Raw genomic sequence first — 13273 nt, forward strand, 5'->3', positions numbered from 1 at the left:
AAGAATGAGATAAGGTTGTAGATGACTAAGACTTATTCTTAGTTTTCACTGTTTTCTTTTGAATTTGTGGGTAAGTTAACAATTATTTTCGTGCCGTGATGGTTAATCACTTCCCATTCTCCGCCTAAAGCGCGAATGCGTTCTTCTATTCCTCGTAATCCAAAGCCACTACTTTGTTGTGCTGATAATGATGTCGGTAACATACCAATGCCATTATCACTAATAATTAGCCGTAAACGGTTTTTATTTTGAGTCAGTGAGATTTGGATATAGGTTGCATTAGCATGTTTACTAATGTTGTTTAACAGCTCTTGCACCAAACGGTAGAGAGTAAAAATAATGGTTTCGTTTTCAGGCTCTTTATCTAATGAGTAATTAAAATTACAGGTAATGCCGTTGTCATCAAAAGCAAACTCATTGATTAAATGATGAAGGGCTTTTTCAAGCGACATCTCCTCTAAAACAGGAGGGCGTAATTGTCGGAGTAGTTGACGTGTAGATTGATGAATTTGTAGGGCGAGCCGCTCAATTTGCTCTCCGGTTTGGCGTGTTTTGTCGTTATCGGCCGTTCTTTTGATGAGCATTGATTGAATTTGGATAGCCGTAATATTCTGCCCAATTTCATCATGTAATTCGCGAGCAATGGCTTTTTTAACATCTTCTTCGGTATGAACCAGTTTTTCCATGAGATCACGACGAGCTTGTAACTCTTGTTCTAGGCGTAAACGGTAATGACGTAAATTATGAGCAAGTTGCTGTTGGCGACTAATTGCAATCCCTAAGCCGATACCGATAATGGCTTGTGTGGTTAAGAACATTTCTAACTCACGCAAATCATTAAAAGCACCATTGACTTGGCGAGCAAAAGTAATAATCAAACTACCTAACAGTGCGGATAAAACGCCACCTTGCCAGCCATAACGGTAAGCCATAAAGACATTAGGAATAAACACAAGGATAACTAATAAACGCTCTATCTCGGGTGTTAAAAAAAACTGAGCACTTAACCCGATAAGACAAAATAGAAATCCCCACATTAGCAAGGAAGTTCTTAGCGGAGGATCGGGAGTACCATCAGAGATCAAGGTGCGACTTTGTAATTCACGAAGATATTCATAAAGTAAAAAGACAAAAGGCGCGAGCAATATGCCCCCGGTTACTGATGTGAGGAAAATATCGCTGGTGGTATTAATAATAAACCCGAGAATAAAGGCTTGTAGCAGGCTATTAAAACCCACAGCGCCAATTAATAGGGTTAAGCGTTGCCAATAAAGTGGATATCGCCACCAAATACGCTGAACTTCTAGTGCGACAACGAGGCTGAGTATTGGAGAAAGATAAATAATGGCGTGGGTAATTAATTGCTCTTGTGCTAACCAGTAATAAAGCCCCCATTCGGCAAATAGCATCGGTAGCCAAAAGCGGCGCCAGAGTAAAATTATCAGGGCTAATCGTAGACCTTGAGGTAAGAAAAGGGCAGCTTGTTGCCCATTTTTACTTAAATAGAAGCCAATCACCCAAAGTGATAGCCAAAGTAAAGAGTAGGTGAGCAATAAAAAAAGGGATTGAAGAAGAAAACGCAGTCCCCTTTTCATATTACAGCGAGCCTGTGATCAACTGATTTTTTAAGGCGAAATGAACTAAATCGATGGTGGTTTCACAGCCTAATTTACCCAGTATATTGGCTCGATGAACGTGTACGGTCTTATGGCTAAGATTAAGTTGTACAGCAATGGTTTTGACATTAACACCTTGAACTAACAGATTAAAAATCTCTTTTTCTCGAGGAGTTAAAGTATGGAGTGCATCTTCTTTTTCAGGTGTTTGTCGCAATGCCTTCATCGCATCAGAACAGAGATAACAACCACCTTGATGTACAGCACGTACTGCTTGTACTAACTCTTCAGGACCACAACGTTTTGTTAAATAACCGCGAGCGCCAGAGTCTAATGCACTTTGAACAAAGGCCGGGGTGTCATAGATACTTAAAATAATAGTCCGAAAATCGGGGCGCTTTTGTTTTAAACGGCTTTGGAGTTGTAGACCACTTTCGCCAGGCATAGAGAGATCCATAACGGCAACATCAATATCGTCATGTGCTAAATAAGGCCATGCTTCTTGCCCATTGGAATATTCACCCACGATGTGAATATCGGGTTCTAGCATTAGGAGTTGTGCAAAACCAGAACGCACAACAATGTGATCATCTACTAAAGCAACTTTTATCATAATTTTTTATTAGTCAGAGAGTAGTCAGACAATACTTATATGATTTATAACAAGCTACAGAAAGATAAGCGAGGAAAAATGGAGAAGAAATCCGGTTTTGAGCTTTATATTTCGTTTTTATCAAGGTGAATCGTGACAAGCAAATAATAATAATGGGTTATTTATTGTTCTTATTATTTCCCATAAGCAGGGAACCTCTGCCTATGGGAAGTGGGCAATATTTTATTGATTAAGCAACTTGAACGGGCACGGCTTTGGCAATGCGCTTCATTTCATTGTTGTCTTCAAAATATGCAATGTTTGGCTTATGGCTACGCGCATCGCTATCAGGAATTTGTACATAAGAGCAAATAATTAAGCGATCGCCAACAGCTGCACGACGAGCGGCTGCACCATTGACAGATATAATTCGTGAACCTCTTTCTGCACAAATGGCGTAAGTTGAAAAACGTTCGCCATTATCAACGTTATAAATATCGATCGCTTCATTTTCAAGAATGCCAGCAGCATCCATAAAATCCTGATCAATTGCACAAGAGCCTTCATAATGCAGATCGGCTTGTGTCACTTTTACGCGATGAAGTTTGCCTTGTAACATAGTGCGTAGCATTGTTGTGTTTCCTATATTCTAATAATTAAGACACAAGATTAACTTGCTGGTTATCGATAAGACGCGTATTACCCAGCCATGCAGCCATTAAAATAACCGCTCGACGGCTCTCTTCATTTAATGGTGTGAGTGTATCTGCATCACAAATAAAGCACTCGTCTGCACGAAAACCTTGCTGCTCTAAGGTGTTTTTTGCATTTTGTAGTAACTGATTAACATCATGATCACCCGACTTTAATTGTTCTGCGATTACTTGCGTCGCTTGATAAAGTGCAGGGGCTTGTTGTTTTTCGCTATCAGATAATAGGCGATTGCGCGAACTGAGCGCTAAACCATTTTTGTCACGTACGATAGCAACAGGAACGATGCTGATATCCATACATAAATCACTTACCATCTTTTTGATAATTTGTAGTTGTTGAAAGTCTTTTTCTCCAAACATTGCAACATCAGGTTGCACAAGATTAAAAAGCTTACTGACAACCGTTGTGACACCACGGAAATGACCAGGACGGCTTGCACCCTCTAATACAGTAGACAATATAGGCACATCAACGGTGGTTTGATTTTCCATGCCGTGTGGATACATCTCTTTCGCTGAAGGGGCAAAGATAATATCGACATGCTTATCACGCAGTAACTCGCAATCTTCTTGTAAAGTTCGAGGGTAGTTTGCTAAATCTGCTTCTCTATCAAATTGAAGTGGATTCACAAATATAGAAGCTATCACGACATCCGCGTGAATACGGGCTTCTTCAATTAATTTTAGGTGACCTTCATGAAGATTACCCATTGTTGGAACCAATGCAATGCGTTTACCTTCTTGCTTTAATCGCTTGATTTCTCTGCGTAAGATAAGCGTAGTTTCAATAATTAGCATGGCGTGACTCCTTTAAACGATATTGATAATTAAGATAATAAATCAGTTAAATGAATGTTTTTCTTCGGGAAACAGACCTTGTTCAACTTGTTGAACATAAAGGCTGACAGCACCTTTTAATGATCCTGCTTCTTGTAAAAAATCTTTTGAGAACTTAGGTGCTTGAGGGGTTAAGCCTAATAAGTCATGCATCACAAGAATTTGCCCATCAGTGACATTACCTGCGCCAATACCAATAACAGGCATCGTTAATGCGTCTGTAATTGCTTTAGCCAGAGTAACAGGAACACATTCCAATACCGCTAATTGAGCACCTGCATCTTCAAGGGCAATAGCATCTTGCTTTAATTGCTCGGCTTCATCGTGCTCTCTACCTTGGATTTTGTAACCCCCGAAAACATTGACTGACTGTGGTGTTAATCCTAAATGGATACAGACAGGAACTGCACGCTCAGCCAGCATTTTAACGGTAGGAATTAACCAGCTTCCACCTTCAATCTTCACCATGTTGGCACCTGCTTGCATCAAAATGCCGGCGTTAAGGCAAGCTTGTTCAGGTGTTGAATAAGACATAAAGGGCATATCAGCAATTAAGAAGGCATTAGGAGCGCCTGCTCTTACACAGCGGGTGTGATAGGCAATTTGCTCAACAGTAACGGGGAGCGTGCTGTTATGGCCTTGTAATGTCATTCCTAGCGAATCACCAATCAGCATGGCTTGAATACCTTCTTGTGCAAAAAGGCGGGCAAAACTTGAATCATAAGCGGTGATTGTGGCGAATTTTTTCTTTTCTTGCTTATAGCGATTTAGCGTTGAAAGCGTAGTGGGTTTCATTGTAACAAACTCCATCATTGTCGTTTTTTGTGTGTAGATAAAATTAATTACTTCACATAATTGATTGTTTATTAAAGAAAATATTTGATTGTCAAAATAAAGCCGCTTTCGATTGTAGCATTTAAGGACTAAAAACGAAGAAAAAGTAACTAAATGAGTAATAAAAAATAACAAATGATAATTTTTATTTATATTCATCAATTGGTTATATATGAAAAATAAATATAAAAGAGTTTAGAGATTGAGGCAGTGAGGGGCGTTTGAAAAATAGAGGGAAAGCAAAGGAGAGGAGATAGGCTGATACTGTTTATGTTTTTTACCAAACACGCCGTAAAGCTCCGTCGTTCAGGGCGGGGATATAATGCGGAAAAGCCCGAGAGGCTTTAAAGATCAGTCAGGTGTCTCCTGCTGTTCAATATATTGTTTTCAATCGTGCGCTGGCACTTCAAAATGAAAATCATGAGGCAGGAAACAAATTTATTCCCTACACGAAAATGACTTCATGGCTCACTGAATGGAAAACCGATCCTGAGACACAGTGGCTAAAAAAAGCGCCATCACAACCGCTTCAACAATCCTTGAAAGATTTGGAGCGCGGCTACAAGAATTTCTTCCAAAAACGGGCTTCTTTTCCCCGCTTCAAAAAACGCGAGCAAAACGATGCGTTCCGCTATCCGCAGGGGGGGGGGAAGCTCGATCAGAGCAATAGTCGAATATCCTTGCCAAAGTTGGGATGGATACGCTATCGCAATAGCTGTGAAGTCATTGGAGAAGTGAAAAACGTCACGGTCAGCCAGTCATGCGGAAACTGGTACGTCAGTATCCAGACAGAGTATGAAATATCCGAGCCTCAGCATGATTCAACAACGATGGTTGGTCTGGATGCAGGTATAACCAAACTCGCTACGTTGTCAGACGGCACAGTATTCGAGCCTGTTAACAGTTTCAAAACCAGCCAGAAAAAGCTGGCAACATTCCAGCGCCAGTTAAGTCGTAAAGTGAAATTCAGTGCTAACTGGCAGAAACAAAAGCGCAAAATCCAGCGTCTGCATTCCCATATTGCCAATATCCGCAAAGACTACCTTCACAAAGCCACAACGAAAATCAACAAAAACCACGCAATGATTGCCATTGAGGATCTGAAGGTCAGTAACATGTCAAAATCGGCAAAAGGAACAGCAGAGCAACACGGACGAAACGTCAAAGCCAAATCAGGTTTGAACCGAGCGATATTAGATCAGGGTTGGCATGAAATGCGTCGTCAGCTTGAGTACAAGCAACTCTGGCGTGGTGGTCAGGTACTTGCTGTACCTCCTGCATATACCAGCCAGCGGTGCGCGTGCTGTGGTCACACCGCGAAAGAAAACCGTCTGTCACAAAGTAAATTTGAGTGCCTTGAGTGCGGATATACAGAGAACGCGGATATCAACGGTGCTCGTAACATTTTAGCGGCAGGACATGCCGTTCTAGCCTGTGGAGGGATGGTGCAGTCAGACCGCCCATTGAAGCAGGAACCCACCGAGGTGAGTCAGGCTACGGTCTGAACGCAGTAGGGATCCCCGTTCTTCAGGGCGAGGAGGATGTCAAAGTATCAACCTTTAGCATTAAGGGTGTATTAGTGTGAAATTACCACTTTTCCATGCCATTTTCAGGCACTAACGCCAATCTATCTGCTAATAACTCGCCATCAGGAAAGCGAAGATCAGGTGCTAATTCAGCTAATGGGTAAAGCATAAATTCACGTACTTTAAGCCCGTAATGAGGTACGGTTAATCGCTCAGTTTGGATCACATCATCACCAAATAACATAATATCAAGGTCAAGCGTTCTTGGTCCCCAACGATTACCTTCTTTTCTAACACGACCTTGCGCCAATTCAATAGCTTGAGTGTTATCAAGTAACTCTTCTGGTGCTAATGTTGTATCAACCGCAACAGCGACATTTAGGTAATCAGGCTGATCTTGAGGCCCCATTGGACGTGTACGATACCAAGATGACTGTGCAACCAATGTTGTTTGTGGGATCTCACTGATTGCCTTAATCGCTGAATTCACCTGATCGTCAGGTGAATTCAAATTACTTCCCAGAATGATATAAACACGTTTTTTCTGTTTACTCATTGGTACTCTCTTGTCTAGATGCAGGCTTTGCACTTGGATGACGAGGGCGTTTACGTGGACGCGGACGTCTGCGAACCGGTGCTTGACCTAATTCAGATACCATTGAGCGCTGTTGCGTATTATTAGACGCTTGGAAATCAGCCCACCAACTTGCTAACGCTTCAAGCTCTGGATTGTGTTGTACATTGGCACGTAATTCCAGTAAATCGAACGCTGCACGGAATTTAGGGTGCTCAAGTAATTTATTCGCACGACGACCTTGGCGTTTAGGTAAACGTTGCTGTAATTGCCAGATATCACGCATTGTTGTGGTAATACGTTTGGGTATCGCAATAGTACGGCATTGCTCATCTAAAATATCGTTCATCGCCATAGAGAAAGAGTCATAGTAAGAAAGACCACTTTCTTGGACTAACTTTTCAGCATGTTCAATTAATGGATACCACAACATTGCCGCAAATAAGAACGCCGGATTGACTCGCATCTCTTTATTAATGCGATAGTCCGTATTTTTGAGAACTTGATCTAACATTCTCTCCATCGGCGTATCATGTTGCTCCGTCATTTTAGAAGCAATCAGCGGAAACAGTGGCTCAAGTAATTGATGGCGACACATTAATTTGTAAGTTTTGTAGCCTTGCCCTGTTTGTAATAATTTTAATGACTCTTCAAAAAGACGAGCCGATGGAATATTACGTAATAAAGGGGCGAGTCTGCTAATTGGCTCTGCGGTTTCAGGCGCAATTTGCATATCCAATTTGCTGGCAAAGCGAATGGCTCTAAGCATTCTGACGGGATCTTCGCGATAACGCGTTTCAGGATCGCCAATTAAGCGAATAATACCTGCTTTTAGATCCGCTAAACCGCCAACGTAATCACGTACAGCAAAATCATCAACACCGTAGTAGAGGCTATTTAATGTAAAGTCACGACGAATGGCATCTTCTTCAATTGAGCCAAAAATATTGTCGCGCAGTAACATACCGCTTTGTGCTTGCTGAGATTGGTTATTGTCTGAAACTTCATGATCTTCATGAGAGCCGCGGAAAGTCGCCACCTCAATCACTTCAGGGCCAAACATAATATGAGCAAGACGGAAACGACGACCGACTAAACGACTATTGCGGAATAATCGACGTACATCTTCAGGTGTTGCATTAGTGGCAATATCAAAATCTTTTGGTTTTTTTCCCAGTAATAAGTCACGAACACCACCACCAACTAAATAAGCCTGAAAGCCTGAGTTGTTGAGGCGATAAAGCACTTTTAATGCATTATCACTGATATCTTTACGTGAAATTGGGTGTTGATCTCTTGGGATCACAGTCATTGGCAAATCACTCCCGTTCGCCTTTTCTTTATTACTCTTTTTTTTACGGGGACGGTCTGCGGATATAGCAGGACGCCGACGCACAGGTTTCTGTGTTTCTTGTATTGGTCGGTCAGATGCAGTGACTGGCCTTTCACTTGCTACCGGTTGTGTGTCTGATGACGTTGTTTGTCGTCCTAGCAGATTACGGCAGAAATGTGCTACTCGATTAAAAATATGACACCTCGAATAATAAATTCTAATAATTAAAAAAATTAAGCGGCTAATCATAGCCTACTGAACATTTTTTGAGAATGCTTTGTGTGGTTTATTCATACCCTTGTTGCTGATGATTTTGTTTTAAAATCTCAGAAGGTGACCACTGCGCAGTCGCAATCTCTAACAATGATGCTAACGAATAATCTTGCCAACCCGCAATAATAGGCTGATTAAGAAATCGCAAAGCATCGATAATGACGGGTCTTGGATCAGTATCTGGCAACGCATGTGCGTGATTTTGTTTTGATAATTTATTACCGTCATGATTTATTGCTAAAGGTAAATGAGCATAACGCGGAATAGGTAAATTCAGTTGTTTATGTAAACTGATTTGTCGCAACGTGGGATCAAGTAGATCGGCACCTCTAACAACTTCGGTTACACCCTGATAATTATCATCAATCACCGTCACTAGATTATACGCAAATAAGTTATCTTTTCTGTGAATAATCATATCTTCTAACACGATAGACGTACTCTTTGAATAATATGTACCTTGAATGACATCTTCAAAATGATAAACGGGATGCTGTTGGATCAACCTCCATGCACTCTCTTTATCAAAAGGTATCACATTATCTGTAAGTGGCTCTCGGTGGCGACAGTGGTTATCATACACGCCCCCTAAGTCATGTAAACGATGACGGCTACAGTGGCAGTGGTAGCAAACACCCTCTTTCCAAAGCGTGTGTAAAATTTCACGGTAAGCATCATGGCGTTGCGATTGATAGAGGATCTCTTCATCCCAAAACAAACCATAATGTTCTAATGTGCGAATAATTTGGGATGCAGTGCCGGGAGGTTCTCTAAGAGGGTCGATATCATCGATGCGCAGAAGCCAAAGCCCATGGTGTGCGCGAGCTTGAAGATAACTGCCAAGTGCAGTAACCAATGAGCCAAAATGAAGTTGACCCGTTGGCGATGGCGCAAAGCGCCCAATATAGTCTGTAATCTCGTGCATCGAAAGATTCAGATTAACGCCTCAACGTATTAGGCTGAGGCGTTTACTTATTATTAGCCAGCCATCTGCTTTTCGCGGATTTCAGCTAATGTCTTACAGTCGATACATAAATCGGCTGTAGGGCGAGCTTCTAAACGGCGAATACCGATTTCTACTCCACAAGATTCACAGAAACCAAAGTCATCATCTTCAACTTTTTTCAGTGTTTTCTCGATTTTTTTAATGAGTTTACGTTCACGATCACGGTTACGCAGCTCAAGACTGAATTCTTCTTCTTGTGCAGCACGGTCAACGGGATCGGGGAAGTTTGCCGCCTCATCTTGCATATGAGTAACGGTGCGGTTGACTTCATCCCTGAGCTGATTGCGCCAAGATTCAAGTATTAGCTTAAAATGCGCTAATTGGGCTTCGTTCATGTACTCTTCGCCCGCTTTTTCCTGATATGGCTCAACGCCAGCAATAGCGAGAATGCTCATGGACGATGTTTTACGCTTTTGCCCTTCTTGCATAATGCTTCTCCTACATACGCATTTCTGAATAATCCCCACCTTCAAAACAGGAAGGGGAAAAAATAGGGCGCTATAAATAGCAGATGCCCGCGAGGATAGCAATTATTCCTTCAATAAGTTTTCTCATGGTGTGAAGGCACGCAAGTAAATGTCCCTTTTTAGTTAAAAAATGCTTAACTAACACCATGTGAATCAATTAACCATTTGAAATAAAAGGTAATTGCTGTCCAATTGTTAAATCGTATTCACTAATATTGATGCGATAACACAAGATTTCAACCCCTGCATCACAGGCTTCTTTTAGCAGTGAAGCATAGGCAGGGTCAATCTCTTTAGCAACAGTCACTTCCGTAATCCCAGTATGGGGAACTGCGTAGAATAAGACAGCCCTTAAGCCCAATTTTGCGATAGCCGTCAACTCTCGAAGATGTTTCTGACCGCGTTCTGTCTTTGCATCAGGGAAATAGCCCATACCGTTGTCTAGCAAGGTGACTGACTTCACTTCAATATAACAGTCAACTTTATGATTTGATTTAAGTAAAATGTCAATACGGCTGTTCTCACTACCGTATTTCACTTCTCGTTTTATCTCGTCATACTCAGATAATTCTGGAATGTCGCCTGCCTCAATAGCATCAGCAATAATTCCATTCGCTCTTAAGGTATTTACACAAATCCAATCATCGGTTTGAGTTTGAGTCAGTTCCCAGCTATGCGGATATTTTCTTTTTGCATTTGAAGAGGTGGAGTACCAAACGGTATCACCGGGTGTCGCACATCCCGTCATTGCACCGGTGTTGGCGCAATGGAGCGTGAATTCTTCCCCATTAGGGGTAACAACGTCTGCTAAAAAACGCTTATATCGTTTTAGTAAAGTGGCAGATTGTAGCGGTTGCTCAAATTTCATGACAACTCCGATGAAAATACGACCTTTAATAAAGCGCTAATGCTACAATGCCTAGCCAAGAAAGTTAATGAGTCATGGAGCCTGTGTGCATTTATTGCCAATCTTTGATGTAACAGAAAAAATCGTTACTGCGTTAAAACAATCCCCACAAGTTTTGCTTCATGCACCTACTGGTGCTGGTAAATCCACGGCGCTTCCGCTCTATTTGCTGGAGCAAAATTGCTTTGATGGCAAAATCATTTTATTAGAGCCAAGACGAATAGCGGCTAAAAGCATTGCTTACCGTTTAGCCAGTCAGCTAAATGAAGATGTTGGAAATACGGTAGGTTACCGTATGAAGGCGGAAAGCAAAGTCAGCTTACAGACTCGACTTGAAGTGGTAACTGAAGGGGTATTAAACCGGATGTTACAGCAAGATCCAGAGTTGACTGGCGTGAGCCTAGTGATTTTAGATGAATTTCATGAACGCAGTTTACAGGCAGATTTAGCACTGGCTCTATTGCTTGATGTGCAGATGGGGTTACGTGATGATTTACGTGTTTTGATTATGTCTGCAACCTTAGATAATCAAAAACTCACCTTACTATTACCAGATGCCCCCATGATCAGCGCACAAGGGCGTAGTTACCCCGTCGAAAGAGTGTATTCTCCTATCAATACGCATCAACCCTTTGAACAAGAAATTGCCACAATGGCGTTGAGATTATTGGCACAAGAAACCGGTTCTATGCTGATATTCTTGCCGGGTAGTGCAGAGATAGTGCGTGTTGTAGATATTCTAAAAGATAAAGTGGATGGCAATATTTTACTATTTCCACTTTATGGCGCGCTTTCATTAGCGGAACAACAAAAAGCGATTGAACCAACTGAAAAAGGTTATCGAAAAGTGGTACTTGCCACCAATATTGCAGAAACCAGTCTGACAATTGAAGGTATTCGCTTGGTTCTTGATAGCACTATTGAAAAACGTGCTCAATTTGATTTGAAAAGCGGTGTTACTAGCTTACAGCGTCAAAGAATTAGTCAATCATCACAGACACAAAGAGCAGGGCGAGCAGGACGTCTTGAAGCGGGTATTTGCTGGCATTTAATAAGCCAAGAACAGGCAGAGCGTGTTGCTTCTCACCAAATACCTGAAATTTTAAGTAGTGACTTATCGTCGTTATGGCTTTCTGTCTTGCAGTGGGGTTGTCGCGACATTAATCAGTTGAATTGGTTAGATACGCCAACACCTCAAGCATTACATGCCGCTAAAGATTTATTGTACCGTTTAGGTGCAATAGATAAACAAGGTGGATTAACCGCACGAGGTTCACGCATGGCTCAATGGGGCATAGAGCCTCGATTAGCAGCAATCTTAGATTATGCGAATGAGCAAAGTGACAATCATCTTGCGACAGCAGCACGCTTATGTGCAATCTTAGAAGAGCCACCCCGAGGACAAGAAATTAATTTAGAGTGGATTGCTCAACAAAAAAACACCTTTTGGGCACGACGTGAAAAACAGCTTTCTCAACATCGGAAAGGGATGTTTTGTCCTGAATTGTTAGGTTTATTATTAGCGGTTGGGTTTCCTGATAGGATTGCTAAAAATCGTGATAATCAAGGTCGTTTTCGCTTAGCAAATGGGCAAGGTGCTATGATGGAGCACTCGCACTCAATAAGTGATACAGCGTGGATCTTAGCACCATTATTACTACAAAATGCACATTATGCCGATGTCCGAATTTTATTAGCGCTACCGATTGATATTGATGAAATATCAGCTACTTTTCCAACGCTTATTGAAAATAATACAACTGTTGAATGGGATGAAAAACGCGGTACGTTGGTTGCATGGCAACAACGTCAGTTAGGACGATTAACCTTAAGCCGGCGCCAATTAGATAAACCCAATAAACAGCAAATACAACAAGCATTATTGAATTGGTTGAGAGATAACGGTTTAAATGCTTTAGCACTGAGTGAAGAGACTCAACAGCTTTTTATACGCCTTTCTTTGGCGAAAAAATGGTGTCCAGAAGCTTTATTACCTGATTTAGAAGAAACTGTGTTACTTGAAACGTTAGAAACATGGCTGTTGCCTGAGCTGGGAGATGTTCAGACATTAAAGGCATTACAACAAATTGATATCAATACGATTATTAAAAATCAATTAACATGGCATGAAAATCAGTTGCTTCAAAGTTTATTTCCGACGCATTATTTGGCGCCAACAGGCACAAAAGTGATTATCAACTATGATTTGGAGTTACCTCCTGTGATCGCGATCCGCATTCAAGAGGTTTATGGCGAACAGCAAAGCCCTATTGTAGCGAATGGTCAATTACCCGTAGTGATGGAATTATTATCACCTGCTCATCGACCTATTCAGAAAACACAAGATTTAGCGACATTTTGGGCAGGAAGTTATAAAGAGGTGCAAAAAGAGATGAAAGGGCGTTATCCCAAGCATTTATGGCCTGATTCACCCGCAGATACCGCACCCACACGACGAGTAAAAAAATATAGCCAATAAATGAATATTAGTTTTACCCTAGTTTTATTCGTATTTGAGAGCTTTCTTGTGGGATCACACAGAAAAATAGCGACAATGTTAGGCTTCTTTATCCCGAGATAAAGGGGTTTTAATGA

General features: G+C 41.5%; 11 protein-coding genes and 1 pseudogene. 2 read left to right on the forward strand and 10 right to left on the reverse strand.

The window, feature by feature from the left end:
- Positions 1–38: 38 nt before the first annotated feature.
- The 5 genes from GTH25_RS03720 to panB all read right to left on the reverse strand — a co-directional run bounded on the left by GTH25_RS03720 (position 39) and on the right by panB (position 4553).
- On the reverse strand, positions 39–1595 hold the full coding sequence (locus tag GTH25_RS03720) for an MASE1 domain-containing sensor histidine kinase (protein ID WP_075673467.1): 1557 nt from the start codon (positions 1593–1595) through the stop codon (positions 39–41).
- A 1-nt stretch (position 1596) separates the two neighbouring features.
- Positions 1597–2229, reverse strand: a complete 633-nt coding sequence (locus tag GTH25_RS03725; RefSeq protein WP_075673466.1) for a response regulator transcription factor — start codon at positions 2227–2229, stop codon at positions 1597–1599.
- A gap of 229 nt (positions 2230–2458) precedes the next feature.
- A complete protein-coding gene (gene panD, locus GTH25_RS03730) occupies positions 2459–2839 on the reverse strand; it encodes an aspartate 1-decarboxylase (protein WP_064719124.1) in 381 nt (126 codons plus the stop codon).
- Between the two features lie 25 nt (positions 2840–2864).
- Positions 2865–3719 (reverse strand): pantoate--beta-alanine ligase, encoded by an 855-nt coding sequence (gene panC, locus GTH25_RS03735; RefSeq protein WP_164530336.1) that lies wholly within the window; start codon positions 3717–3719, stop codon positions 2865–2867.
- Between the two features lie 42 nt (positions 3720–3761).
- Positions 3762–4553, reverse strand: a complete 792-nt coding sequence (gene panB / locus GTH25_RS03740; protein WP_075673464.1) for a 3-methyl-2-oxobutanoate hydroxymethyltransferase — start codon at positions 4551–4553, stop codon at positions 3762–3764.
- Between the two features lie 422 nt (positions 4554–4975).
- Between panB and GTH25_RS03745 the strand changes: the two are divergent.
- Positions 4976–6097 (forward strand): annotated as a pseudogene (locus GTH25_RS03745) (RNA-guided endonuclease InsQ/TnpB family protein); the annotation flags it as partial.
- 82 nt (positions 6098–6179) lie between these two features.
- On the opposite strand, the gene folK reads toward GTH25_RS03745, so the two are convergent.
- From folK to sfsA, 5 genes are all read right to left on the reverse strand, one after another.
- Complete coding sequence (gene folK / locus GTH25_RS03750; RefSeq protein WP_075673463.1) at positions 6180–6674, reverse strand: 2-amino-4-hydroxy-6-hydroxymethyldihydropteridine diphosphokinase; 495 nt, start codon at positions 6672–6674, stop codon at positions 6180–6182.
- On the reverse strand, positions 6667–8220 hold the full coding sequence (pcnB, locus tag GTH25_RS03755) for a polynucleotide adenylyltransferase PcnB (protein ID WP_371317037.1): 1554 nt from the start codon (positions 8218–8220) through the stop codon (positions 6667–6669). Before pcnB ends, folK begins: the two co-directional genes overlap by 8 nt.
- 91 nt (positions 8221–8311) lie before the next feature.
- Positions 8312–9223, reverse strand: a complete 912-nt coding sequence (gene gluQRS, locus GTH25_RS03760) for a tRNA glutamyl-Q(34) synthetase GluQRS (protein WP_099659934.1) — start codon at positions 9221–9223, stop codon at positions 8312–8314.
- Positions 9224–9276: 53 nt separating this feature from the next.
- Positions 9277–9732, reverse strand: a complete 456-nt coding sequence (gene dksA, locus GTH25_RS03765; protein WP_023580786.1) for an RNA polymerase-binding protein DksA — start codon at positions 9730–9732, stop codon at positions 9277–9279.
- Positions 9733–9928: 196 nt separating this feature from the next.
- Positions 9929–10639, reverse strand: a complete 711-nt coding sequence (sfsA, locus tag GTH25_RS03770) for a DNA/RNA nuclease SfsA (protein ID WP_109419528.1) — start codon at positions 10637–10639, stop codon at positions 9929–9931.
- An 85-nt stretch (positions 10640–10724) separates the two neighbouring features.
- On the opposite strand from sfsA, the gene hrpB reads away from it, so the two are divergent.
- Complete coding sequence (gene hrpB / locus GTH25_RS03775) at positions 10725–13157, forward strand: ATP-dependent helicase HrpB (protein WP_083629107.1); 2433 nt, start codon at positions 10725–10727, stop codon at positions 13155–13157.
- Positions 13158–13273: the final 116 nt, after the last annotated feature.

It is taken from the genome of Proteus terrae subsp. cibarius (assembly GCF_011045835.1).
Taxonomy (GTDB): domain Bacteria; phylum Pseudomonadota; class Gammaproteobacteria; order Enterobacterales; family Enterobacteriaceae; genus Proteus; species Proteus cibarius.

Coding starts and splice junctions, on each gene's coding strand:
- sfsA (WP_109419528.1), bottom strand. CDS start 10,639: ATGAAATTTGAGCAACCGCTACAATCTGCCACTTTACTAAAACGATAT.
- panB (WP_075673464.1), bottom strand. CDS start 4,553: ATGAAACCCACTACGCTTTCAACGCTAAATCGCTATAAGCAAGAAAAG.
- gluQRS (WP_099659934.1), bottom strand. CDS start 9,223: ATGCACGAGATTACAGACTATATTGGGCGCTTTGCGCCATCGCCAACG.
- GTH25_RS03725 (WP_075673466.1), bottom strand. CDS start 2,229: ATGATAAAAGTTGCTTTAGTAGATGATCACATTGTTGTGCGTTCTGGT.
- panD (WP_064719124.1), bottom strand. CDS start 2,839: ATGCTACGCACTATGTTACAAGGCAAACTTCATCGCGTAAAAGTGACA.
- GTH25_RS03720 (WP_075673467.1), bottom strand. CDS start 1,595: ATGAAAAGGGGACTGCGTTTTCTTCTTCAATCCCTTTTTTTATTGCTC.
- folK (WP_075673463.1), bottom strand. CDS start 6,674: ATGAGTAAACAGAAAAAACGTGTTTATATCATTCTGGGAAGTAATTTG.
- dksA (WP_023580786.1), bottom strand. CDS start 9,732: ATGCAAGAAGGGCAAAAGCGTAAAACATCGTCCATGAGCATTCTCGCT.
- panC (WP_164530336.1), bottom strand. CDS start 3,719: ATGCTAATTATTGAAACTACGCTTATCTTACGCAGAGAAATCAAGCGA.